Source organism: Brevibacillus choshinensis (assembly GCF_016811915.1).
GTDB classification, from domain to species: Bacteria; Bacillota; Bacilli; order Brevibacillales; family Brevibacillaceae; genus Brevibacillus; species Brevibacillus choshinensis_A.
Genome location: NZ_CP069127.1, coordinates 1,568,908 through 1,593,314, shown reverse-complemented (window position 1 = coordinate 1,593,314; position 24,407 = coordinate 1,568,908). Strand labels below are relative to the sequence as shown.

General features: G+C 52.1%; 28 protein-coding genes. 10 read left to right on the top strand and 18 right to left on the bottom strand.

Going from position 1 to position 24,407, the window contains the following annotated elements; all coding sequences use genetic code 11:
* Positions 1–51: 51 nt before the first annotated feature.
* The 3 genes from JNE38_RS08335 to JNE38_RS08325 all read right to left on the bottom strand — a co-directional run bounded on the left by JNE38_RS08335 (position 52) and on the right by JNE38_RS08325 (position 1,524).
* On the bottom strand, positions 52–615 hold the full coding sequence (locus JNE38_RS08335; protein WP_203356124.1) for a thioredoxin family protein: 564 nt from the start codon (positions 613–615) through the stop codon (positions 52–54).
* A 35-nt stretch (positions 616–650) separates the two neighbouring features.
* A complete protein-coding gene (locus JNE38_RS08330) occupies positions 651–1,040 on the bottom strand; it encodes a hypothetical protein (RefSeq protein ID WP_203356123.1) in 390 nt (129 codons plus the stop codon).
* A gap of 67 nt (positions 1,041–1,107) precedes the next feature.
* Positions 1,108–1,524, bottom strand: coding sequence for an RrF2 family transcriptional regulator (locus JNE38_RS08325; protein ID WP_203356122.1), 417 nt, complete (start codon positions 1,522–1,524; stop codon positions 1,108–1,110).
* Positions 1,525–1,587: 63 nt separating this feature from the next.
* On the opposite strand from JNE38_RS08325, the gene JNE38_RS30935 reads away from it, so the two are divergent.
* Entirely contained in the window at positions 1,588–1,905 is a 318-nt protein-coding gene (locus JNE38_RS30935) for a DMT family transporter (protein WP_203356121.1), read from the top strand.
* A 58-nt stretch (positions 1,906–1,963) separates the two neighbouring features.
* On the opposite strand, the gene JNE38_RS08315 is transcribed toward JNE38_RS30935, so the two are convergent.
* The 6 genes from JNE38_RS08315 to JNE38_RS08290 form a co-directional block, all read right to left on the bottom strand.
* On the bottom strand, positions 1,964–2,944 hold the full coding sequence (locus JNE38_RS08315) for a quinone oxidoreductase family protein (RefSeq protein ID WP_203357464.1): 981 nt from the start codon (positions 2,942–2,944) through the stop codon (positions 1,964–1,966).
* Positions 2,945–2,985: 41 nt separating this feature from the next.
* Positions 2,986–3,573, bottom strand: a complete 588-nt coding sequence (locus JNE38_RS08310) for a DUF1802 family protein (protein ID WP_203356120.1) — start codon at positions 3,571–3,573, stop codon at positions 2,986–2,988.
* A gap of 43 nt (positions 3,574–3,616) precedes the next feature.
* Positions 3,617–4,675, bottom strand: a complete 1,059-nt coding sequence (gene nadR / locus JNE38_RS08305; protein ID WP_203356119.1) for a multifunctional transcriptional regulator/nicotinamide-nucleotide adenylyltransferase/ribosylnicotinamide kinase NadR — start codon at positions 4,673–4,675, stop codon at positions 3,617–3,619.
* A complete protein-coding gene (gene pnuC, locus JNE38_RS08300; RefSeq protein ID WP_203357463.1) occupies positions 4,663–5,373 on the bottom strand; it encodes a nicotinamide riboside transporter PnuC in 711 nt (236 codons plus the stop codon). The genes nadR and pnuC overlap by 13 nt, the downstream gene beginning before the upstream one ends.
* A gap of 68 nt (positions 5,374–5,441) precedes the next feature.
* Positions 5,442–6,317: an NUDIX hydrolase gene (locus tag JNE38_RS08295; protein WP_203357462.1), complete on the bottom strand. Its 876-nt coding sequence runs from the start codon at positions 6,315–6,317 to the stop codon at positions 5,442–5,444.
* Between the two features lie 233 nt (positions 6,318–6,550).
* On the bottom strand, positions 6,551–7,822 hold the full coding sequence (locus JNE38_RS08290) for a cation:dicarboxylate symporter family transporter (protein ID WP_203356118.1): 1,272 nt from the start codon (positions 7,820–7,822) through the stop codon (positions 6,551–6,553).
* A 419-nt stretch (positions 7,823–8,241) separates the two neighbouring features.
* Between JNE38_RS08290 and ytvI the strand changes: the two genes are divergently transcribed.
* The 8 genes from ytvI to fabG (JNE38_RS08250) all read left to right on the top strand — a co-directional run bounded on the left by ytvI (position 8,242) and on the right by fabG (JNE38_RS08250) (position 14,060).
* Positions 8,242–9,273 (top strand): sporulation integral membrane protein YtvI, encoded by a 1,032-nt coding sequence (gene ytvI / locus JNE38_RS08285; RefSeq protein ID WP_203356117.1) that lies wholly within the window; start codon positions 8,242–8,244, stop codon positions 9,271–9,273.
* Between the two features lie 409 nt (positions 9,274–9,682).
* Positions 9,683–9,958, top strand: a complete 276-nt coding sequence (locus tag JNE38_RS08280; protein ID WP_203356116.1) for a hypothetical protein — start codon at positions 9,683–9,685, stop codon at positions 9,956–9,958.
* On the top strand, positions 9,955–10,404 hold the full coding sequence (locus JNE38_RS08275) for a hypothetical protein (RefSeq protein WP_203356115.1): 450 nt from the start codon (positions 9,955–9,957) through the stop codon (positions 10,402–10,404). Before JNE38_RS08280 ends, JNE38_RS08275 begins: the two co-directional genes overlap by 4 nt.
* Positions 10,405–10,421: 17 nt before the next feature.
* A complete protein-coding gene (gene fabG, locus JNE38_RS08270) occupies positions 10,422–11,198 on the top strand; it encodes a 3-oxoacyl-[acyl-carrier-protein] reductase (protein WP_203356114.1) in 777 nt (258 codons plus the stop codon).
* A 58-nt stretch (positions 11,199–11,256) separates the two neighbouring features.
* Positions 11,257–12,288 (top strand): class III poly(R)-hydroxyalkanoic acid synthase subunit PhaC, encoded by a 1,032-nt coding sequence (gene phaC, locus JNE38_RS08265; protein WP_238933592.1) that lies wholly within the window; start codon positions 11,257–11,259, stop codon positions 12,286–12,288.
* 138 nt (positions 12,289–12,426) lie between these two features.
* Positions 12,427–12,879: a poly-beta-hydroxybutyrate-responsive repressor gene (phaQ, locus tag JNE38_RS08260; RefSeq protein ID WP_203356113.1), complete on the top strand. Its 453-nt coding sequence runs from the start codon at positions 12,427–12,429 to the stop codon at positions 12,877–12,879.
* On the top strand, positions 12,854–13,309 hold the full coding sequence (locus JNE38_RS08255; RefSeq protein WP_203356112.1) for a hypothetical protein: 456 nt from the start codon (positions 12,854–12,856) through the stop codon (positions 13,307–13,309). Before phaQ ends, JNE38_RS08255 begins: the two co-directional genes overlap by 26 nt.
* Positions 13,310–13,319: 10 nt before the next feature.
* The gene (gene fabG, locus JNE38_RS08250; protein WP_203356111.1) at positions 13,320–14,060 is read left to right on the top strand and encodes a 3-oxoacyl-ACP reductase FabG; all 741 of its coding nucleotides are present in this window, start codon (positions 13,320–13,322) and stop codon (positions 14,058–14,060) included.
* Between the two features lie 68 nt (positions 14,061–14,128).
* Here the strand turns inward: fabG (JNE38_RS08250) and JNE38_RS08245 are convergent, their stop codons facing one another.
* Both JNE38_RS08245 and JNE38_RS08240 read right to left on the bottom strand, forming a co-directional pair.
* A complete protein-coding gene (locus JNE38_RS08245) occupies positions 14,129–14,566 on the bottom strand; it encodes an NUDIX hydrolase (protein ID WP_343071571.1) in 438 nt (145 codons plus the stop codon).
* Positions 14,567–14,590: 24 nt separating this feature from the next.
* Entirely contained in the window at positions 14,591–15,220 is a 630-nt protein-coding gene (locus JNE38_RS08240) for a LysE family translocator (RefSeq protein WP_203356110.1), read from the bottom strand.
* Positions 15,221–15,382: 162 nt separating this feature from the next.
* Between JNE38_RS08240 and JNE38_RS08235 the strand changes: the two genes are divergently transcribed.
* Positions 15,383–16,606: a hypothetical protein gene (locus JNE38_RS08235; RefSeq protein ID WP_203356109.1), complete on the top strand. Its 1,224-nt coding sequence runs from the start codon at positions 15,383–15,385 to the stop codon at positions 16,604–16,606.
* Positions 16,607–16,671: 65 nt separating this feature from the next.
* On the opposite strand, the gene JNE38_RS08230 is transcribed toward JNE38_RS08235, so the two are convergent.
* Genes JNE38_RS08230 through JNE38_RS08200 form a run of 7 tightly spaced genes read right to left on the bottom strand, consistent with a single transcriptional unit; the run spans position 16,672 to position 24,403 of the window.
* On the bottom strand, positions 16,672–18,000 hold the full coding sequence (locus JNE38_RS08230) for a (Fe-S)-binding protein (RefSeq protein WP_203356108.1): 1,329 nt from the start codon (positions 17,998–18,000) through the stop codon (positions 16,672–16,674).
* Positions 17,993–19,408, bottom strand: coding sequence for an FAD-binding oxidoreductase (locus JNE38_RS08225; protein WP_203356107.1), 1,416 nt, complete (start codon positions 19,406–19,408; stop codon positions 17,993–17,995). Before JNE38_RS08225 ends, JNE38_RS08230 begins: the two co-directional genes overlap by 8 nt.
* Positions 19,409–19,426: 18 nt before the next feature.
* Entirely contained in the window at positions 19,427–20,335 is a 909-nt protein-coding gene (gene murQ, locus JNE38_RS08220; protein ID WP_203356106.1) for an N-acetylmuramic acid 6-phosphate etherase, read from the bottom strand.
* Positions 20,336–20,359: 24 nt separating this feature from the next.
* A complete protein-coding gene (locus tag JNE38_RS08215; RefSeq protein ID WP_203356105.1) occupies positions 20,360–21,349 on the bottom strand; it encodes an ABC transporter ATP-binding protein in 990 nt (329 codons plus the stop codon).
* Positions 21,346–22,320, bottom strand: coding sequence for an ABC transporter ATP-binding protein (locus tag JNE38_RS08210; RefSeq protein ID WP_203356104.1), 975 nt, complete (start codon positions 22,318–22,320; stop codon positions 21,346–21,348). The genes JNE38_RS08215 and JNE38_RS08210 overlap by 4 nt, the downstream gene beginning before the upstream one ends.
* Before the next feature lie 16 nt (positions 22,321–22,336).
* Entirely contained in the window at positions 22,337–23,554 is a 1,218-nt protein-coding gene (locus JNE38_RS08205; RefSeq protein ID WP_203356103.1) for a serine hydrolase domain-containing protein, read from the bottom strand.
* Positions 23,555–23,569: 15 nt separating this feature from the next.
* Positions 23,570–24,403 (bottom strand): ABC transporter permease, encoded by an 834-nt coding sequence (locus JNE38_RS08200; RefSeq protein ID WP_203356102.1) that lies wholly within the window; start codon positions 24,401–24,403, stop codon positions 23,570–23,572.
* Between the last annotated feature and the right edge of the window lie 4 nt (positions 24,404–24,407).

The window sequence follows — 24,407 nt, the reverse complement described above, 5'->3', positions numbered from 1 at the left end:
TCTATTTTATCCAGTCCTATCCATTGTTTATTTGTCTCTATTCGATTCTCTTTATCCCTGGAGCGCAGCTTTCACACTGTTGATCACGGTTCGCCAAATGGCAGGATCCGTCGTGATTTGCTGTTTGAAGTCGCGATAGACATTCTTTTGCTTTTCTTCAAAATCCGGAGCGTCCGGGGCAGGCAGCTGGCTGCGCAAAGAGGTAATCAGCTCCTGCACTTCTGGCGAACGAGGTCCCCATACAGCTGTCTTCTCTCCCGCTTCATTGATGAAGATGAAGATCGGAATCGCACGCGATGTTCCATTTGTCAAATACTGATCCATCAGTTCGAGATTTTCATCCCGAATCAGGTAGCGCAGCTCGACATTGCTTTGTTCCGCAATTTTTTGGACGATCGGCACATTCAGGGCTGCATCCCCGCACCAATCTGCCGTGAGGACAATCCCTCTCCAGTTGCGCTGTGCGACATCCTTCCACACCGCCAGATCCTCCGCCGAAAACTCCACCTGCTCATACACGCGCGTCAGCTCTTCGCGATTTACCTTCATGGCCTCCACGTACTGCTCAAACGTCATGCCTTTTTCAAACCACGGATTGTGTGCTGCTGTCGTCATCTTTTTTCCCCCTACACATCTTACGGTATCAACCGTTATTCCCAAATAGCAGATGTTCCCAAGCGGTTGCGAACATGGCGCTTTTCTGCCATTCTTCTTTCTTTCGATGGCGCTTCCTTTGGTAATCCCTTCGACGCAGCGAGCAGCTCCCTGAACCACTCCTCATCCTTGGTAGACAACGCGAGATCCATCAGATCGTACAGCTGCCCCTCTTCATAGCCGGAGGACTCAGCCATGGCCTCGACCCAGCTGGCGCGAGTGGCGACTACTTTGCCCACCGTCATGTCGTTATCGCAATTTACCACATACACATGAACGGTACTCCCTGCTGAATCGATACTCTCCACAAATCCGTGGATCAGCTCCCCCTCTTTGGTCTTGCCTCGAACCCATTCGCCTACTGCCAATCGTTCTTCTCGATTCATCCTATTGCACCACCTTACGTGTATTTAGAAAAGTTACAGTTTGGGTATGACATGAAAGCTTCAGCTGTTACGGCTGCTTAATTCGATCTAGCACGGACTGAATCGTGATTCCCTCCAGGTACTTCGTGTAATGTACCTCGGCTTCATTAAAGATTTGATCCATCACACAGTGCATCTTGGAAGAGACGACACACGCGTCCTGCGGGTCTCCTGTGCACCAGTGCGGCTTCAGCGTCCCACTCGAGACGGCCCGGTAAATTTGGGCAAGGTTGACTTCCTGCGGATCAGCATCCAGGATGTAGCCGCCACCGATCCCCTCCTTTGTCCGTACAAAGCCATGCTTTCGCAGATTACTCATGATCTTTCGGATTCGTGCCGGATTCGTACATACATTTTTCGCAATGTGTTCACTGCTCGCCATATGGTCAGGGAGGTTCGCCAATAAGGCCAGGCTGTGAACAGCTATCGTAAATTCACTATTCACTTCATCGACTTCCTCCTCCAGAAGAGTACTGTAATCATAATTCGTACAGTTAGAGAAGTCAACATGGGAAAACACTTTTATTCACGGAAAATCGCATGGGAGTGCCTGAATAAAAGGAAGCCGCATCGGCCCATTGAGGCAAGATGCGGATTCCTCTACCTCGGAATTTTTTGCTCTGTTGCAGCCTTTATGCTCTATAACTATGGATTGCGCACCCTCAGTTCTAGTACAGCGGTAGCTCTAATGAACCTCGGTCCCATTTTCGGCGTACTTTTTTCAACCGTGTTCCTTCATGAAGGATTACGTATATTCGATTTGCTCGGCGGAATCATTGTCATTTTGGGCGTTTTTTTGAGTGTGAGAGAAAAAGAGGCTGGATAGCAAAAAAGCTCTCGCCTCAAGGACGAGAGCTTTACACTAACATTCTCCCACTCGAATCCTACTTCCTCACATCAAGCAGGACTTTCCCCGTGCTCTGTCTGCTTTCCACCCATGCATGTGCACTTGCTGCGTCCTCCAGATCGAAGCGGCGGCCGATCTTGATCGTCAGGCTGCCATCCGCCAAGTACTGGAACACTTTTTCCGCTGTGTCCTGCAAAAGCTGCGGCCGCTTGTTTCGGGTGGTTCCAAAGCTGAAGCCGAGAACGGACCGGCAGCTTGCATGCAGATCAACCGTCCTGATCCTGCCGACTTCCCCACCTGCATTTCCAAAATGCACGAGACGTCCGTACCATGCCAGGCATTCCATGCTTCTCTCGGATGCCGGTCCGGAAATGGAATCCAAAATCACGTCCGCTCCCGCTCCATCCGTCAGCTCATTCACCTTGGCAGCAAAATCCTCGGTGTCGTTGCAGATGACGTGATCCGCACCTGCTTCCAGCGCGATCGCCGCTTTGCTCACATTCCCCACTGTTCCGATGACTTTGCCTGCTCCGAGCAGCTTTGCCAGCTGGATCGCTGTCGTGCCGATTCCACCTGCTGCCGCGTGAATCAATACGGTTTCGCCGGGAACGAGCCGGGCTACATCTGCAAGCAGCTTATAGGAAGTGAAGGAAACAACCGGGCTTGCCGCTGCCGTATCAAAATCCATGCTGTCTGGAATCGCGAACGTCAAGTCTTCACTCGCCACGACATACTGCGCATAGGTCCCGTTTGCTGGGAAGGCAATCACCCGCTGTCCCGGTCGGAAGCGCTTCACCTCAGAGCCTACCTGCTCGATGACGCCAGCCGCATCCAGTCCGGGTATGAACGGGAGCGAGCCTCCTCCTTTTTTTCCGTAGCGTGACTTGATGTCGGCAAAATTGACGCTGGTCCGCTCCACGCGGATCAAGACCTGCCTCGGCTCAGGCTGCGGGATGTCCATATCCACGAGCTTCATGTGCTCCGGTCCGCCAAACTCCGTTACCACGATGGCTTTCATCATTCGATTCCCTCCACGCTCTCTATGTGATGATCCTTTCTTCATCGGTTCAAAATGTTCAGGATTTCCTCTTTTTTCTGAGCATACGAGGCATCAGTCAGCACCGGCTCGAATGACTGCCCCGGTATGGTGTGCAGCAGGTCATGCCACGATTTGCACCCTTTGTACGCCTCTTCAATCTGAATCTCGACCGGCTGCTCCAGACGGTAGACCCGCGCAAACAAGATATGGAGAGGCTTTTGCTTCTTCCAGTGCAGGCGCACATCTGCAAAATTGTCCGTCCAAATATGGTACGGAGAGAGGGCACGGAGCTTTTCTTCGTCCATGAGCTCGACATCGTCTGTCACTTCAGCAAAGTAAGAAATCTCGACCGTTTGCTTTTCCGGTGTCCACCCAGCTTGAGTAGCTGCAAGCAAAGGATGATACTCTGGCTTCACCATCTCCAGCTTTTGATGCTCATAAGTCGGATAGAGGTAAAACTGGTCGTTTTCCAGCCTGAATTCACGCGTTTCTTCATAGAGGCCGCCCTTGCGAATCGTAATGATCTGGTGTCCTTCTCCCAGCGCTTTGACGGCGACCGCCCACTCTTTGAGAGACAGCGGTGTTACAGGTTGCGAGATGATGTGCATCCAAAAAGCAGCTCCCTTCCACATGTTTGATAGGTTTGTTGCTCTAGTCTAGCTGAATTTGCGGCGACTGGGAAGTCTTCCGAAGCAGCGCATCCACATGCATCATCGCTTGTCGCAAGCGGTCCTGATAACTGCCTGCGATTGTCACGTACGGAATCCCCCGATCATCGAGCATCTTCCTCAGTTTTTCATCATTTTCCTGACGAATCCGATTTTCCCCATGCACCCGCAAGCCATCGTCAACCCATGGCACATCGGGTTCCAGATAGAGCCAGAGATCGTACTGCTGCTCCCTGGCCACCTGATCGAGCACAGGAAACGTGCGTCCCGTGTACAGCTCCGAATAAAACTGCGTCACAATCGCTTCCGTGTCGATGAACAATACTTTGTTTGCCTGCTGGATCGCTTCGTATTCTTTCATCTTGTGGCCGTAGGCGATGTACGGATAGTATTCCTCGGTCAGAATCGTCTCGCACCCGCCCACTTCCTCGCAGACGGTTCGCCCGTACTCTTCCACAAAGACGGTGTTGTACATCTTCGCCAGGTAACGGGTCAACGTCGATTTTCCGCAGCTTTCCGTCCCGACCACCACCACTTTTTTGACAAAAGTCGGACGGACAATCGCAGGGATGTACTCCCAATGGGCAAACACGCCATCTTCCCGGATGCGGGTCGCGGAAATAGGCACTTGCTTGCGGAAAGCATCGATGATGATGTGCTTCGCCTCCGGGTACAGCTTATTGAATATCGGCTCGTAAGCAATTTCCGAGCTGAAGAGGAAGTCGATCGGCTTGCCGATTACTCGCCGAATATCAGCCGCTCCCGCTGCCCAGTCGTAATGCTCGTCGCTGTCAGCCGTATCTTCTACGGCCAGCACGCGTACATTCTCCATATCTTTCACCAGTCCAGACAGCCAGCGCAGACGTACCTCATACGGCATTTCCTGTATCCCCGCTGCCTGACAAAGCTTGCGATCGCGAATCTGGCTATGCGAAAGGATGACATACAGTTCGTCGCAGAAGCACGCTGCCTGTGTGATCGCATGGACATGCCCGAGATGAAGCGGCAGAAATTTCCCGCCAATGAAACCTACCGTACCCATGCCTGCTCCTCCTTTTGTATGCGGTATTGCGCTCTCCAATTCAACCAGCCGTAGATGGCATTCACCAGGTAGGCGATCCACATGACGAGGATGGAAACGTCATTCCCGTCACCCATAAAGGCAACCACCCACATGTAGATGGTGAGCACATCGATGATGATCCAGACGACCCATTGCTCTACGTAACGCTTTACCATAAAGATCATCGCCACGATCGAAAGGACAGCGGTCAATGAGTCGATGAATGGAAGCGCGCCTCCCATCGCTTTGAGCACCCAAGCATAGGCGATGGTTACCGCGAGACAGAGCAGGCTCCAGTAGATGCGGGCGCGGTTCGTCATCACAGCGACCTTCACGTCATTTTGTTTTTCTTGCGACACCCCGTTCTTTCTCCACATGAACAGCCCGATAAACTGCATGGGTAAAAAGTACAAAAGATTCAGCATCACTTCACCGTAATACTTTTGTCCATAGGCTACAAATGCGTACAGCACAACATTGACGATACCCGGGTAGTAATTCCAGGTTTTTCCTTTTGCAACCAGAACGACACTGAGCATTCCGGTCAAGGAAGCGAATAGCCCGATCAACGTATCATCCAGGGCGAAGTACAGATAGATGGTGACGGCTGTAAATGCGAACAGCCACAGTCTCTCAAACCAAGTCCAGTCAGCAAAGTAAGCGGTCCATTTTGTCATCACACAAATCTCTCCCGAAGTGCCCTCAGGTTATCCTGCCGGGCAAAAATAGTCTTCCCTAGGTAAGCTTACGCGTTATCTGTCCAATCCGGATTGAAACGGTAATACTTTGATGGCCGATGACCTGCGTGCTTGCGATAGTGATTCGTCTCCATCACCTTGTCTGCCACCTTTCTGCGGAAAGCGGCAGCCAGCAGCTCCTTGCCCAAAATCACTTCATACACTTGCTGCAGCTCTGTCAACGTAAACAGTTCCGGCATGAGGGCAAAAGCGATGTCGGTATACTCGATTTTGTTTCGCAGGCGCTCCAGCGCGTATTGGATGATTTTGGCGTGATCAAACGCGATATGATTCGTCTCAACGATTTCACGCTCTTCCCGAACCGTGCGGCCTGCCACCGTTCGTGTGATCTTTACGGTCGCCGACAGCTCCTCCGCTTCATTCCAAAAGCGCAGCTGTACCCACTTCTCTGTGATGGTTCCATCTTGGGTAGCGATCTTGTTCTCGCGCAGCCATTTGTCCTCGAGGCGGAACCATCTGGCATCATCTGCATCTTCTCCAGCTTTTACTTCCAGTGATTCGCTGTCGACGAGCGCCATGTAGGAAGCACTTATGACACGTGTGCGCGGATCCCTGTTTACATCTCCCCACGTGTATAGCTGCTCCAGATAAATATTGTCGATGTTGGTCTCCATCTGCAGCTCGCGCATCGCCGCTTCCTCCAGGCTTTCCTCCGGTGAGACAAAGCCTCCCGGCAAGGCCCATTGCCCCATGAAAGGGTGATCGGCCCGCTTCACAAGCAGAATCTGCAGCGACTTTGGAGACAGCTTGCGGTAGTTCGCCTCCTGCTCATCCGCGACGGTAAAAATGAGCATATCGACAGTGACAGACGGCCTGGCAAATCGGCTCGCATCATAGCTTTGCAAAAATTGTTTTTCTGTCATTCCATCTTTATTGGTGACCGGTGAATCATTCACTTGGTTTTCGCCTCCACTGGCACATGTTTGATGAGGATGCCACAAGATTGTTTATCACTTTTTGTTAATATCATTTTGTTAATATCATTTCGTTAACATGATGGTACTCTTCCTTTTTCTCCCTGTCAATAGGCGGCCGAAAAGAAAAAAGCCCTTTGCCCGGATTGCTCCAGACAAAAGGCTTGTTGGCTTTTATACAATTAAGCAGCTTTTGCACCACTTACTTCTTTCAGGTACTGCTCAGCTTTCTTCTTGTCAAATTGACCTTCCCAGCGAGAAATAACAACAGCTGCCAGGGAGTTTCCGACTACGTTCACTACGGTACGCGCCATGTCCAGCAGACGGTCGACACCCGCGATGAATGCGAGACCTTCCAGCGGGATTCCAACAGAACCCAATGTCGCCAAGAGAACCACGAAAGATACGCCAGGTACACCGGCAATCCCTTTGGAGGTGACCATCAGAACCAGCATCAGTGTGATTTGTGCACTGATCGGCATGTGAATACCGTACATTTGAGCGATAAACAAGGCTGCCAACGCCTGATACAGCGTCGAACCATCCAGGTTGAACGAGTAGCCTGTCGGGATCACGAAGGAAGTGATCGCTTTTGGACAGCCCAGACGTTCCATCTTTTCCATGATTTTCGGCAAAACGGTTTCCGAGCTGGATGTCGAGTAAGCCAGCAGCAGCTCGTCCTTCAAAATTTTAATGACCTGCGTGATTTTGATTCCACTCATTCGTGCAATGGTTCCCAAGACAATGAAGATGAAGAACAGCATTGCGACGTGAACCAAAATCACCAATTTCCCGAGCGGAACCAGTGAGGAAAGACCAAACTTGGATACGGTTACGCCGATCAGGGCAAATACCCCGAATGGAGCAAAACGCATGATCGCATTTACAACCCAGAACATGGCGTCTGCCACACCCTGAAAGAAATTCAATACCGGTTTACCGCGTTCTCCAGCCGCAGCTACCCCCAGCCCGAACAGGACCGAGAAGAAGATGATCGCGAGCATGTCACCGCGGACAATGGCATCAAAAATATTTTTTGGAACAATGTTGACGAATGTATCAATCATACTGTGGCTTTGCGTGGTTTCAGCTGTTTCCACATAGGAATGAATATCCGTTTTGGACAGATGAGACATATCCACGCCGACACCCGGCTGGAAGATGTTTGCGAATAAAAGACCAACAACAATCGCAACCGTGGTAACGATTTCAAAATACAGAATTGTTTTACCGCCAATCTTACCTAGCTTCTTGACGTCGCCCACGCCAGCTACACCGACGATCAACGTCGCGATTACGATTGGGATGACAATCATTTTAATCAAACGAAGGAAGATATCACCAATTGGCTGCAAATAGGTTGCCACAGCAGGATTGCCGAAGAAAATGGCGCCTACCAGGATACCCAGAATGAGACCGATGACAATCTGAATGGCTAATCCAAACCGCTTCATTCTGACACCTCACTTAGAATAGAAATGATATATATCTACACCAGTTTTGACAATTTGTCGAACTGTGTCGATTACAATTCACATTTTAGCAGAGGTTGGTTTTTATACTCAATGTAAATAGCTTCCTCTACGCCCTGCATCCTTTTTTTTGCTATAAATCCTTAAGACTCTTGGCCGAGAATCATATAGATAAGTATCATATCACGCAATTTGCCTATACCTGATTTTTTGTATTTTTTTATTTTTACTTATTATTTTGATATATTGTTCACTTCCGCTCAAATATTTTTGATTAGTCCGCCCGTTTGACACCCTCTTTCCACTAGCGCGATTCCATTGTTTTCCCCCTATCAAAAATGATAAAATAGGTAAGATTGGATATAACCCGCCACTTATAAGAATGAGAATGGAGCCTTTTGATGACGATTCGGAAAATGATATTGCTGGGAGTTGTCCTGGCCATCGCGCTATTTCTACTGCCGTATTCCGTTCCTTTTATCCTTGCATTAGTCACTGCGATTTTATTGGAACCACTGGTGTTGTTTCTCATCCGGAGTCTGCGTATGAATCGATTGAGTGCCGTTATCGGTTCTTTTCTCTTGTTTCTTTTATCCTTTGCCATCATCGCCTATTGGCTGGGCACCCAGATCGTCGTGCAAAGCGTGGATCTGGCTCAGCGTCTGCCCACTTATTCCCAGCGTCTTTTTGAATTCCTCGAGTCCACATTTGGACAATGGGAGCTGTATTACTCGACCCTGCCGGTTGAAACCGTCAACCAAATTCAGCAAGTCTTCGACAGCCTGAAAACGTCGGCGATCTCCACCGCATCTACTTTGGCAAAAGGGATTCTCGGAGGAGTCGCGACTATTCCCGGCTTCCTGCTGACAACCATCATCTATCTGGTCGCGCTCTTCCTGATCAGCCTGGACCTGCCCAGGTTGCGAGCCGGCTTCATGCGGATGTTCACCGTCTCAGCCAGAGAGAAGATCAATGTGGTGCTGACCCAGCTGAATCGCGCTACAATCGGTTTTTTACGTGCCCAGATCATACTCAGCTTCGTCACGTTCATGATTGCGTGGCTGGGACTCATCATCCTGAAGGTCAAGTATTCGGCTGTCATCGCCCTTCTAATCGTGCTGGTAGACATCCTCCCCATTCTGGGAACGGGTTCCTTCCTCGTACCGTGGGCGGTCTACAATTTCTTCACGGATAAGGAACACCTCGCCATCGGTCTGATCATTCTCTTCATTTCGATCACCATTATCAGGCGTATCATCGAACCGAAGATTTTGGCATCGAGTCTGGGAATCAGCGCTTTGGCAGCGTTGGTCAGCCTCTTTCTCGGCTTTCAGGTCCTGGGTTTTTTCGGCCTCATAATCGGGCCAGCTCTGGTGATTATTTATGAGGCGCTGCGCAAGGCTGGATTCCTGAAATTCAAGATCGATTTTTAAATAGCGAGCGGCCGTTTTTTCAGGGGAGTATCCTGAAAGGACGGCCGCATTTTTATTCACTATATCCCGGGTATTTTGACGATATTTTCAATCGTGTTTTATTTGTTAATTTTTTGTGAATGTGCACGGAAAAATTTTAACATGAATTTACTCGGTCTTTCTTTCTGATTCGACATGTTTTTCGATACAGACTCATATAACAGACATGTTTGCAAAAACCTGATTCACCCAGATGCAATCAAGGGAGAGTGATACATACACACCTGATTTCCATTCGACTTTCTTGTCAAATGGAGTCAATGAAAAACTGTTTTCAAAACATGCTGCAGTCTTTTAGTGTAGATATGTACATGCAAAATACCAGCAACTGCCATACCAGAGAGATTTACGCAAAATTGGAGGGGACACTGTGGAGAAATTGACAGAGTACTACTGGGAGCAATCCCAAAAGAACACCGGTCAGCTATTGGACATGATGAAGCAAACCGTGACAGCATCAGTTGAGACGCTGAACAGGCAGCAGGAAGAGGCGCAGAAGTTCATTGGCAGACTGACTAGCGACAGAGCCGATCTATTTGTGAAGCAGCTGGAAACATTGCAAGAACAGCAGGTGGCTGTGCACAAGGAAATCGAGCAGCAGTTCCGCTCCCTCATGCACGTATTTCAGCAAGAAGGGGCAAGGTGAATCTCATGCAAACTCCTAATTACACCGACCCATTTTCTGTTTGGAAATCCCTCTACACCGAAGTGGAGCCGACGATCTCCAAATCGATGCAGAAATGGCTCGAGAGCGATGAATATGCGGCAATCTCCGGGCAGTTGTTGACTACATCCCTCCAAATGGAACAGATGATGCGAACCCATGCGGAAAAGCTGCTCCAAGCCTACAACGTCCCTACGAAAAACGATTTTTCCCGCATGATGGACCTCATCATCGGCTTGGAAGCGAAAGTCGACGCAGTCGAAGAACGCCTTCTGGAAATAGAAAAATCCACTGGAAACACCTCTGCGATCCGTGACCAGCTCTCCGGTATTGCCGGACAGCTGGAGGCAATCTCTGCGAATCTGCAAAGCAATGCTGCGAGCAGCCGCAAACGCGGTTCAAAAAGCGAAGACCAAGCTAGCGAATAAACAGGAGGAATGGGACGATGGCACTTTTGGAGAAGAAATTGGCGGCTTTGAACAATCCATTGCAAGGGAAGGTAGCACTGGTTACGGGAGGCTCGCGAGGGATTGGTGCAGAAATTGCGAAGGAGTTGGCGCTGCATGGCGCTACTGTTGCCATTACCTACGTATCCAATGCCCAGCGAGCTGAGCAAGTTGTCGAGGAAATCTGCGAATACAATCCAAACGTCTCCGCCTTCCAAGGGGACGTAACCAAAACGGAAGACATCTCTCGCCTCTGCAATCTGGTCATCGAGGCCCACGGCACGATCGATATCCTCATCAATAATGCGGGGATCACCCGCGACTCCCGCTTCATGAACATGTCGGAAGAAGCGTGGAACGAAGTGATTTCGACCAACATGAACAGCTTGTACTACATGACGAAGCAGGTCCTGCCAAAAATGATCGAGCAGGATTATGGCCGCATCATCAACATTTCCTCCATCATCGGCCAATCCGGCGGCTTTGGTCAAACCAACTACGCTGCAGCAAAAGCCGGCATGATCGGCTTTACGAAGTCTCTGGCTCTGGAAACGGCGAAACATAACATAACCGTAAACGCTGTGTGCCCAGGCTATACCTTTACGGATATGGTGGCAGAGGTTCCTGAAAAAGTGCAGGAAAAAATCACCGCCAAAATTCCAAAAGGCCGTTTCGGCACCCCGCTGGAAATCGCCAAAGCAGTCCGTTTCCTGACAGTGGATGGCGACTATATCACCGGTCAATGCATCAACGTAAACGGCGGAATGTACATGTAGTCATCATTTAGGATTGTGCCCGAGCGGTAATGGGGCGCTTCTTTGGAGGGAATCGAATTTGAACGGAATCGAAATGGATCGCTTTCAAAAGGTCTGCCATGTCCTCACGAAAGCACAGCCCGATACGGGCCTTACCCCGAAAGAAGTGATCTGGCGCAAAAACAAGTCGAAGCTCTACCGTTTTTCGCTGCCAGGTGCAGAAGTCAAGCATCGCACTCCGATATTCATGCTCTACGCCATGATCAACAAGCCATACATTCTCGATCTTGAACCCGGCAACTCTTTTGTCGAGCATCTGGTAAAAGAAGGCTTCGACGTCTATATGCTGGACTGGGGCGAGGCTGGTTATGAAGATCGCCACAACGGATTTGCCGAATACATTTTCGACTATCTGCACAAAGCGGTCGAGCGTACTTGCGTGCATAGCGGTCATTCTCAAGTGACCATGTTTTCCTACTGCATGGGCGGGACGATCGGCACCATGTATGCGGCGCTTTTTCCGGAGCGAGTCAAAAACCTGGTGGTTCTGGCAGCTCCCATCGATTTTCGTCATGCCCCCCTCTTCAACAAATGGTTGGATGAAAAAAGTTTTGATGTTGATAAACTCGTAGAAACCTACGGGAACGTTCCCTCCCAAATGATCGACTTTGGCAATAAAATGCTGAAACCCCTGAACAACTTCGTCAACCCGATGATGCATCTTTATTCCAATGTGAACAACGAGCATTTCGTGCATAACTGGCGTCTTCTGAACAAATGGGTCAATGATGGCACCGACTTCCCGGGCCAGGCGTATCGTGAGTGGATTCGTGACTTTTACCAGCAGAACAAGCTGATCAAAGGCGAGATCGTTCTTCGCGGCCGCAGCGTCGATCTGACAACGATCACCTGCCCTGTACTCATTCTCACAGCCGCTACGGATCACATCGCACCATGCAGCCAGACCCAGAAACTCCTTGAGCTTGTCAGTTCTGCAGATAAGCAGGAGAACAGCTACAATGTCGGCCACGTATCCCTCGTATTCGGAAGCACGGCCCGCAAAAGCGTCTATCCCGAGACAGCAGCATGGCTGAAGGAACGGGATTCATAAAGGAATCAATGAATCGCTCGATCAGCAAAGCCGATTTTCCTCATCAAATGGGGATATCGGCTTTTTTTTCCATTTGCCAGTATACAAGTCGAACATCTAGGTGTAAAATACATGTATGTGGTAATGAGAAGGTGATGAATGATGACAAAAGATAATACATCCGGCGGGCTTGCAGGAGCGCCTAAAAATATAGTGCTGCCCTTTATCCTGCTGTTATTGAGCCGCATGCCTGCCCATGGCTATGAACTGATGCAACAGCTTACCTCTCTCGGCTTTCTCTCGGTGGATCAGGGAAACTTTTACCGTTTGATGCGTCAGCTGGAAAAGGACAACTATGTAAACTCCGAATGGGACACCACCACAAGCGGTCCAGCCAAACGCCTGTACTCCCTCACTGACATCGGCGAGAAGTACTTGCAGCAATATGCCGATGAACTGCAGCGTTACCAAACGATGTTGAGTCACTTTTTCAGCATGTACAGTTCCATGTTCGACCTCTACATGCTTCCCGTCCGAAAAGATGGAGATCGCGTAGAGAAACATAATCAAAAAAATGGGAGTGGTCATGATGAGTCAGAAGGAACGCCATAAAGAAGAATCCGCATCACTGAGCGAAACACTTGTGAACGCTTGCTGGCAACCATACGAGGCCTTGCATTCGCAACTCTCGGCTGAGTTGCAAAAGCAGGACGAAATCCTCCGCCAATCCTGGAAGCTCACGAGTCAATATCTCGGCGAACAGCGTGAAAAAGCACAGCAGCTGTATCAAGAGGCAGCCAGTAAAAATGTTTACCTGACCCAAAGCGACGCCATGCAGAACATTTCTGAGCAAACGCAAGCCATCATGAAAGCACCGCTCGACTTCACGCTGAATCTGATCGAAAAAGCTGACAAAGAAAGAAGTGAGCGTATCCAGGTGATGGCGAACCTGCACGATCAATTCGTTTCCACCATCAAGCAAAACCAGCTTGCCCTCTTGCGCCTGTCTGAAAAGAACTTGCAAAAGATCGCAGGGGTGTGAAAAGAATATCATGCGTTTGAAGGACAAAGCCGTATTGATTACAGGAGGGGCAAATGGCATCGGGAGAGCGACAGCGATGCTGTTTGCCCAAAACGGCGCAAAAATAATGATCGCTGACTACGATGAAGATGAGGGCTTGGAAACTGTCAAAGCATTGAGGGGCATTGGGGCAAGCGCTGAGTTCGTCAAGGTCAATGTTGCGAACATGCATGAAGTGGAGCAAATGGTGGACGCCACAGTCGCCCGCTTTTCCAGAATGGACGTCCTGGTCAATAACGCCGGGATCACCCGTGACGGCTTTTTGGTCAAAATGCCCCCTCCGCAGTGGGATCAAGTGCTCGCTGTCAATTTGACTGGCGTTTTCTACTGCACACAGGCGGCCGCCCGCGTCATGCTGAATCAAGGGCAAGGCGTCATTCTCAATGCCGCCTCTGTTGTCGGAATTTACGGCAACATCGGTCAGACCAATTACGCCGCCACGAAATCAGGCGTGATCGGCATGACCAAAACATGGGCGAAAGAGCTTGGCCCCAAGGGAATCAGGGTAAATGCAGTGGCACCTGGCTTTATCCAGACAGGCATGACGGAAAAAGTGCCTGACAAGGTTTTGGCAACCATGGTGGAAAAGACGCCGCTGGGCCGTCTCGGCAAACCGGAGGATGTCGCTAATGCCTACCTGTTCCTCGCTTCCGATGAAGCCAGTTTTATCAACGGGGTCGTGCTCAGTGTCGATGGCGGGTTGACTTTTTAGTTCATGGATCGGGAAAAAAGCAAAGGTCCTTGCATAGCCCGAGTGATCGAGCTACGCAAGGACTTCTTTTACCTTGTCCCCTCAAAAGCGTAGAAAGGCTTGCCTGTTTCCTGATCAGCTTCCAGTTTGAGAGCTTCCACCAGAGATGGCATCAGCTCTTTTGCCTGCCCGGCATCCGCCCACATCACTTCCACGATATCGCCATCTGGGTCATTGATCTCTATTCCCCCATCGATGACCTCTGCAAAAAAGGTAAAAAACAGCACATGATGGCCTCTGTCTTTCATGAATGCTTCCCGCACTGAGCTCAAACCGTTAACACGAATGCCGTAGCCTGTCTCTTCTCTCACCTCGCGAAGGAGTGCTTGCTCCAGCGTTTCTCCTTCCTCCACGGCGCCTCCAGGCGGACCCCAATAAAAGGAATCGCCCCTTCGATTCTTTACGATCAACATCTTCCCTGTTTCATCCCGAATGATAGCGGATACGACATCGGCTCTTTTCAACATGCTCTCTCCTCTATTTCGATTCTGTCAACGGCGATCCAACGCCATTCTTGCCGCCAACACCGTCAAGACACTGGCCATCATCCACTTCTGGACCTTGATCCAAGTCGGACGCGCTCCCAAAAGGCTTGCCACCCTATGCGCTGTCAGAACGATCAGTAAATTGACCAGAAAACTGATCGTGATTTGCGTAAGACCCAAGATCGAGCTCTGCACAAAGAGAGAGCCATGTGCAGGATCTTGGAACTGAGGCAGCAAAGAAACATATAAAACCGCGATTTTCGGATTCAGCAGATTCGTCATGAAGCCCATCAGAAACAGCTTGCGCGGTGGTTCGACCGCGAGTGTCCGTGCTTGCAGGACCGATTCCCCGCCCGGCTTGATCGCCTTCCATGCCAGATGTAGCAGATAGGCCGCTCCTGCCCATTTGATCATCTCGTAAGCGACAGGGACAGTGGTAAAGATGGCTGTCAATCCGAACATCGTAGCGAGAATGTAGACGACGAATCCCAGCATGACTCCGCACAAGGAGATGACTCCTGCCATTCGTCCCTGTGTGATCGTTCGTGAAATCAGGTAGATCATGTTTGGTCCGGGCGAGCAGACCATTCCGAGTGAAACCAGCGCAAATGCAGTTAACGTGCCCAAGCTGAGCATCTATCGACTCCTCCTTCCGCCCTTCCAAAATTTTCTCCTAACTATACCACACTGCCGGGTGACAGGAACGTTTCTCTACTTGGAAAAAAACGGTAACCAATGCGAAACTTGCCACTTCCTCCTGCGTCTAAAGAACATCACGACGAAAAGGATGATGGGAGTATGATCGGCAAACGGATTTTGACTGCTCTGCTCGCAAGCTCGCTTTGCGCGTCGGCCGTCCTTATTCCACCCCCGGCCCTGACTGCTGCTGAAGCGGCAGCCCCCAGCTATCGCATCACCTACAAGCTTCCGCCGAATCCGGAAAAATATTTGTTTCTGAATGTGCAGATGGTCTCCATTGCCAACCCGCAGGTGCCTGCGATGGTGCGTCCTTACTCACCCGATGACTATATCAGGGACATGGACACGGGTGGCTTGTACTGGAAGCTGTCCTTCGATAACCATCGCATGTTCGTCTCATCAAAAAAGGGCGTTCTGTGGAATCTCTACGAAATGATCGCAATCCTCCCTCCCCATTATCCTGCTGACATTCAACTCGATGCTTTGGACCAAAGCATTGAGCAAACAGAAACCTATTCCGATGAAGGAAACAAGCTGCGGGAAACCAGGGCACGGCTCCAGATGAATGCACGCCTGCAGCCTCTCATCGATGCAGGGTACGTCCTGCCAAGCGAGATCGATGATGGAGTTGCAACAAAAGAATTTGTGGCGAATGTTCTGTACCGCATGTTTGGAGGGGTTCGGCCGTATCATGGAGGAATTGATCTGAAGGATTCGGATGATGTGGCGGTTCGCTGGGCTGTTGAAGTTGGCCTTCCCGGTTTCGCGGTGGATCCTCAGGGCTACATCTATCCCGACTCACCGCTCAGTATGGATGCAGGCCCTGTGGAATCTCGCCAAGAATATGCGTACGATCGCGTTTTTCAATTCATCAAGCTCGTCCTCCCCGGCAAAAAGACACCGGCTGGCTGGGCGTACTTTCAAGTCAAGCTTTTACCAGGGATGGTTCCGATGCAGCCCCGTGACCTCATTCTCGTCAATGGAATTCCGTACAAAAGCAACGATTACAGCTCAGGCTACCACGATGCTATGTATACAGCACCCTACAACAACGCCAGCAAAAAAATCGGCCATTACTTCCTCACGCGCTTTCCTCAGATGCTGGATCAAGCACGAAAGGATGCCCTGAAGCCTCGCGTGTGGGACTGGAGTCGGGACGTCATCCACCACCCGAAGTTTGCCAAGCAAATTGCAGCGTATCGCAAAAGCAAGAGCAGCCAAAATCTGAATGCGGTCTATCTGTCAGTCCGAAATCATTACAACCTGAGCATTCCGCAAGATTCTGCAGCCAATCTCAAAAGCGTATTGGAGCACGTAAAGTAATGAACAAAAGAAAAGCCCTTGCATACCCGAGCGATCGAGCAATGCAAGGACTTTTCCCTTTCAGTTTATGCTTGCAGGTCCGAGGAGGTTCCATTTTTTCTCCGGGCACCAGCCAATAAATCGACGATGTGCACCGCTTCCATCTGACCTTCCAGGCCCGCACGTTTGATGCCGGCTTTCATCTGCAGAAGGCACCCTGGATTCGAGGTGACCAAAATGTCCGCTTGGGTAGCAGCGACATGGCCCATTTTCTCATCCAGCAGGTTGCCTGCCATCTCTGGCTGCACGAGGTTGTAGATGCCTGCCGAGCCACAGCAGCGGTCGCCTTCCCGCAGCGGCACATAAGTGGCATTCGGGATGGATTGCAAAAGATTCACCGGCTCTTTCGTAACCTTCATGCCGTTGCGCAGGTGACAGGAGGATTGATACGTGACCCGCTTCGACTCAGGCAAACCTGCCCAAGCGTCCGGCTCTACCAGCTCCACCAACAGCTCGCTGATATCCTTGACGCGCGAAGAAAACCATTTGGCCGACTCATGCCACTGCGGATCATTCTCCAGCAAATGATTGTACTCCTGGAGCATCGCCCCGCATCCACCTGCGTTGGAGACAATCACGTCCACACCCGCCTTGGTGAATGCTTCGATGTTTTTACGGGCCAGATTTCTCGCTTCTTCCCGCTCTCCGCTGTGGGCATGCAGCGCGCCGCAGCACACCTGACCTTGCGCGATCACGACCTCGCAGCCCGCCTCCGTCAATAGCCGCACCGTATTGAGATTAGTCTCGCTAAACAGCACATCCATGATGCAGCCATGAAACATGCCGACCCGTCTTTTCCGCTCGCCGACTGCCGGGATGACCGTAGCGCCGAGGAACTCTCTGATCCCTCTCCCTGACGCTTCCGGCATGATCGCCTCCATCTCGCCCATTTGCTTCGGCAAGATCCGGAGCACCCCTAGCTTGCGAACGGCTTTTTGGATTCCGGAACGCTGGTAGAAGCGCAGCATGCTGCCTAATCGATACATGCGGTCCTGGCGTGGAAAAAGATGAGTGAAGGCGACCTTGCGCACTGCTTTCACCCACGTCGGATGCTCTTGGACTTCCTCGATGGCCTCTCTTGTTTGCTCGATCAGCTGACCATAGGGGACACCCGCCGGACAGACCGGTTCGCAGGCGCGGCAGCCGAGGCACAGGTTCATTTGATCGACGAAATCCTGGTCGGGCTGCATCACCCCATCCGCTACCGCTTTCATCAAAGCAATACGCCCCCGCGGAGACGCCGCCTCATAGCCCGTCTCCCGGAACGTCGGACAGGCCGGCTGGCAAAAGCCGCAGCGCATGCAATTGGACAATTCTTCGTAATCCAGCTTCTCTATCAGAGCTTCTTTAAGCACGATCGATCACCACTCTGTTCCGGGTTTCTTTCGCGAACATCTTGCCGGGGTTGAGCAGGTTGTGAGGGTCAAACGCACGCTTGATGCCCTTCATCACTTCGATCCCTGCAGCTCCCACCTTCCATTCCAGATAAGGCGCCTTCACGATCCCGACGCCATGCTCGCCTGTAATGGTCCCGCCGAGATTGATGGCGGCGTCGAATATTTCCGCAAAAGCTTCCTCGACCCGCTCGATTTCTTCGTGATTGCGCGCATCGGTCATACAGGTGGGATGCAGATTGCCGTCACCTGCATGACCAAAGGTACAAATATGCAGTCCATACCGCTCCGTGATGCTCTGAATCGCTGCCACCATCGGGGCGATCTGCGCCCGCGGAACGGTCGCGTCTTCCAGTATCGTGGTTGGGCGCATCCGGGAAAGAGCTGCCAAAGCGCTGCGTCTCGCCGTCATGACCTCATCTGCTTCCTCCGGTGTCGTTGCGACCTTGATCTGGACGGCTTCGTTTTTCTTGCAGATGGCCGCGATCTTCTCCATGTCCCGATCCACTGATTCCGCATCTCCATCCTGACCGATGAGCAAAATGGCTGCCACATCCGTAGGCAATCCGATCTGCTTGAAGTCTTCCACGACGCGAATCGTGCCCTGATCCAAAAACTCCAGCGTTCCCGGGATGATCCTGCCTGCGATAATGTCGGACACAGATCGAGCCGCCTGGGCCATATCGGCATACATCGCCAGCATGACACGCTGGGTCTGGGGCTTCGGAATGAGCTTGAGGATCGCCTGCGTGATGATCGCCAGAGTGCCTTCACTGCCTACCAGCAGCTTGGTCAAGTCATAGCCAGCCACGTCCTTCATCAGCTTGCCGCCGGTGCGTATGACCTCTCCATTCGGCAGAACTGCCTCGAGCCCGAGAACGTAATCTTTTGTCGTACCGTATTTCAGCCCGCGCAGACCTCCCGAATTGAGTGCGATATTCCCGCCGATGGTCGAGATGACCATACTGCCCGGGTCTGGAGGATAAAAGAGACCGCGCGCTTCGACTGCCTGATGAATGTCCGCGGTGCGCACGCCGGGCTGTACCGTGATCGTCAGGTTTTGCTCGTCGATTTCCACGATCTGATTCATCCGGTTCAAGACGAGAACGATGCCGCCCCCGACCGGAATCGTGCCCGCGCAAAGATTGGAGCCTGCCCCGCGGGTGACGATCGGAATCTGATGCTTGGCCGCTACCCGCATGACCTGCTGCACCTCTTCTGTACTCTGCGGCATGACCACGACGTCCGGCAGCGACTGCTGCATCGGGGTCGCATCATACGAGTAGGCCACCAACGCTTCCTGCCGATCCAGACAATGCTTCTCGCCCACTATCGCGCACAGCTCGGAGCGAATGTGTTCTGGCAACATGGAAACCCTCCTCAATGGTTAACTGTATTTCTGGATTGCCTCCCGAATTCTTCCATTGGTAAGATTCAACAATTGTACTGCCTCTTCCCTGCTGGTGTTTGTCAGCTTCATCAGAATCGCGGTCTTCGCATCCCCTTTTGCCAGATCTGCGAGACGTTCTGCTTCTGCATAGCCGACTCCGGTCACTTCCATGACGATCCGCTTGACGCGTTCCTTGAGCTTCAGATTTGTCGCCTGGACATTCACCATCAGGTTGCCGTACACCTTGCCCAGCTTGATCATCGTCGCTGTGGTCAGCATATTGAGCACCAGCTTTTGAGCAGAGCCTGCTTTCAGACGTGTTGAGCCTGTCAAAACCTCTGGTCCCACGACGACATTGATCGCCACATCTACTCCTTTGTTGATAAACGAAGGCTGATTGCAGGACACCGCGATGGTGCGCGCCCCGATCGCCTGCGCTTCCTTCAGCACTCCGAGCACATACGGCGTTCGACCACTTGCTGCGATCCCGACGACCACATCTTGTTTGGTCACACCATATTTGCGAATATCCTCTTGGCCGAGCTCAGCGGAATCTTCCGCCCCTTCGACCGCACGAATCATCGCGGATGGTCCGCCTGCGATGATACCCTGAACCAGCTCAGGATCAGTCCCAAAGGTAGGCGGGCATTCAGACGCATCGAGAATTCCCAGACGACCGCTTGTTCCCGCGCCAAAGTAAAAGAGTCTCCCCCCCTGCTCCAGCGATGCCACGATCAGCTCGACTGCATCAGACACCTGATCCAGGACGCGTTCAACTGCATACGGCACTTTTTTGTCTTCATCGTTCATCAGCTGCACAATTCCCCGCGCGCTCAGCTGATCCAGGTTCCGAGTGCTTTCGTTTTTACCTTCCGTAGTCAATTCTTGCAAGTTCTCCAGCTTCATTCTCTCCGAACCTCCTTCTTGTATTTATTCTTGCGGCCTATCTCTGCCAGCATCATCCAAATGGCAGGAAATCCAGTGTCCGGCTGTGAGCTCGCGTGCAGGTGGAGCCGTCGTCTTGCATATGTCCATGCAGTGGCGGCAGCGCGGATGGAACGTACATCCCGATGGCGGATTGGCCGGGCTCGGCAAGTCTCCTTCCAAAATGATGCGCTGTGTCGTCAGGTGCGGATTCGGAACAGGTACGGCTGATAAGAGAGCCTGCGTATACGGATGAGTCGGACGTTCATAAAGGGATTTCTTGTCTGCTACCTCTACCACTTTGCCCAGATACATGACCGCGACCCGATCGGAAATGTGGCGGACGACACTCAAATCATGCGAAATAAACAGATAGGTCAAGTTGAATTCCTTTTGCAAATCCTGCATCAAATTGAGAATTTGCGCCTGAATGGATACGTCCAGCGCAGATACCGGTTCGTCGGCAATGATCAGCTTTGGGCGAAGAATGAGCGCCCGAGCGATTCCGATGCGCTGGCGTTGTCCCCCGGAAAACTCGTGGGGGAAGCGGTCCAGATGCTGCTTGGACAGACCGACAATCTCAATCATTTCCTCCACCTGTCGGCGACGCTCCTGCGGGTTGCCGATTTCATGGATGATCAGCGGATCTTCTAAAATTTGTCCGATGGTCTTGCGCGGATTCAGGGATGCAAACGGGTCCTGAAACACGAGCTGCATGTCGCGGCGTGCACGTCTCAGCTCTGCTTCGTTCAGCTTGCGGATGTCGTTTCCCTCGAACAGGATCTCCCCGTCTGTAGGCTCGATCAACCGCAAAATGCAGCGACCAGTCGTGGATTTGCCGCACCCCGATTCGCCTACGATGCTGACCGTCTCCCCGGGATAGACCGTAAGATTGACGCCATCTACGGCGCGCACGACCTTTTCCTGGCTGAAAAAGCCTTGCTTGCTCTTGAAATGCTTGGTTAACGATTTGATTTGAAGCAGTGGTTTTGTCATTGTTCATCCCCCTCGCGATACAGCCAGCAGCGGCATTTTTGCGTATCGGAGACAGACAGGAGCTCCGGATTTTTCTGGTGGCAAATATCCATCACCTGGGAGCAGCGCGGCGCAAACCGGCAGCCCGTTGGCATTTCGCTGAGCAGCGGCACCGCACCTGGAATCGCATCCAGCCGCTCCTGATTCACGCTGACACTCGGCATGGACTTCATGAGCCCTCTCGTATACGGATGCTTCGGGTCGTCAAACAGCTTCTTGACATCGGCTTCCTCTACGATTTGGCCCGCGTACATGACGATGACGCGATGGCACATCTCGGCTACCACCCCCAGATCGTGAGTGATCAGCATGATGGATGTCCCTTTTTCGTCACGCACCTTTTTCATCAGCTCGAGAATCTGCGCCTGGATCGTCACATCGAGCGCAGTCGTCGGCTCGTCTGCGATCAGCAGCTTTGGCTCACAAGCCATCGCCATAGCGATCATGACGCGCTGACGCATCCCGCCTGAGAGCTGGTGCGGAAAGTCATGGATAATTTCATCTGCACGTGGAATCCCTACCTGCCGCAGCAGCTGAATCGTCCGCTCCTTGGCCGCTTGCTTGGACATGCCCAGATGTCGGCGCAGCGGCTCGCTGATCTGTTTGCCGATCGTATGCAGCGGATTGAGCGAGGTCATCGGTTCCTGGAAGATCATCGCAATCTGGTTTCCGCGGATCTTTTGCATTTCTTTATCTGATAAGGACAGCAGCTCCTTGTCCTGGAAGCGAATGCTGCCGCTCATTTCCACATTTCGTCCCAACAGCTGCATGATGGACATGCTGGTCACGCTTTTCCCACAACCGGACTCACCGACCACCCCTACGGTTTCGCCAGGTTCTACCGTCAGGCTGACCCCTTCGATGACGGTCAGCTTCTTGCCGGATTGGAGGAAGGATGTTCGCAACTGATCAATCGTTAGCATGGCTGACATGGGTATTCCCCCTTTCTCACGATGAACGGACAGGCTGAATGCCGTTAAAAATTGTATTGTGGTGCGCGGTTCGCCAAGGTCCGATGAGCGGGCTTGCAACCGGGTGCACCCGATTGGTCAGCGTGATCACCGTCACGTCTTTGACCGGATCCGACCAGATCGATGTTCCTGTGAAGCCGGTATGTCCATAGGCGCGTTCCGAAACCAGATCTCCCCCTGTACAGCCTGCAGCAAGCTGCTCCAGCGATCCCCCCGTAGAAGAAGCGATCCAGCCGAGGCCTCTGCGATGAATGGAGGGATCCGTAAGCGAACGGGTAGACAGTGCCTTTAGTACGGGATCGATACGCACGGGCGCATCTTCCGAGGTCCAGATCTGCATGTAGCGCTCCACATCGCGAATCGTGGAAAAGAGCCCTGCATGACCGCTTACGCCCCCGAGTCCGTAGTGCGCGTTGCAATCGTGGACCGTTCCGCGAATCACGCCTTGACGCCACTGGTATCCAGCCAGACTTTCTCGCCATTCCGCCAGTCTCGGATGATCGGCTGGCTCCCCTCCTGCCAAGTAGTTTTCAGCCATGTTTTGTTCGAACGCATTGCCATTCTCCGTCTGCGCAATGCCGCTGATCGGCAGCGCTGTCCGTTCCAATGGCAGGTAACAGGTGCTGTCCATCCCGCTCGGTTGGAAAAGGAGTCTCTTCGCGAGTGCGTCCAGCTCTTCATCCCATATGCGTTCGAGCAGGAATCCGAGAACCATGAAGCCTAAATCGCTGTAAACCACCTGATTTCCAGGATTGCCCACCAGCGACTCCTGTGCGATCAGCCGAATGTACTCCTCTTTGCCCTGACCGATCAGGAAAAACGGGCGCCATGCAGGAAGTCCGGACGTATGCGTCAACAGATGAGCAATCTTGATTTGCGCTTTCCGCTCCCTGTCCTCACCTTCTTCCAGCTCCGGCAAAAAAGTGACGAGCGAATCCGTGAGCGACAGCTTCCCGGATTGAATGCTGAGCAGAACGAGGGGCAGCGTCACCATGACTTTGGTCAAAGAGGCGAGATCGTAGAGAGTCTTTTCATCTACCGCTGCTCCATCCGCTGTTCCTGTCCAGCCTTTGAATGCCGTCCGTGTCGGCGCTCCTTTTGTCATCACGCTGGCGACAGCCCCTGGAAAGATCCCTTTTCGGATTCCTTCCTGCAGGCTTTGTTCCATGCGACGCATGAGCTCGATTCCGTTCATGTCATCTCCTCCTGCCTACTTCCCGCGATGGCGCGGATCGAGAATGTCGCGGACAGCATCACCGAACATGTTGCATGCCAGAATGGTCACCGTCATGGCCAGACACGGCCAGATGATCATGCCCGGTGCCAGCTCCATGTAACGTCGCGCCTCTGAGATCATCCCGCCCCACGAAGGATCTGGCGGTTGAATGCCCAGGCCCAAAAAGCTGAGTGCCGATTCAGTCAAGATCGCTCCTGAAATCGCCAAGGACGATTGCACCAGCAGCGGGGCCGTCACATTCGGAAAAATTTCCAGGAAAAGAATTCGCTTGGTGCTAGCCCCGATTGCGCGGGCGCTTTCCACGTACTCGAGGTTCTTGATGGAGAGAACGGCTCCCCTGACGGTACGGGTAAAAATGGGAATATTCACAATCCCGATGGCCATGATGGTGTTGAACGTCCCCGGTCCCAGAGCGGCGACGATCGCCAGTGCCAGTAAAATTTCCGGAAAGGCAAACAGCACATCCATGCAGCGCATGATAAAACCATCGACCCAACGCCCGAAATAACCGGCAATCAAACCAAACAACGTACCGAATGCCACGCTGACCAGTACGGCGGATACGCCCACCACCAGCGAAACGCGGGCGCCGTAAATGATGCGGCTCAGAAGATCGCGGCCAAACTGATCGGTGCCGAGCATGAATTCACCCGAGCTTCCTTCCATCCGATGCTCCTGAAACATTTGCGTCGGGTCATGCGGTGCCAATACCGGCGCCAGCGCTGCCGTTACACAGAGCAGCGCGAGCAGCACGGAACAGAAAACGGCCGTTTTATTTGACAAAAATCGCTTTCGAAAAGTGCTCATGTCG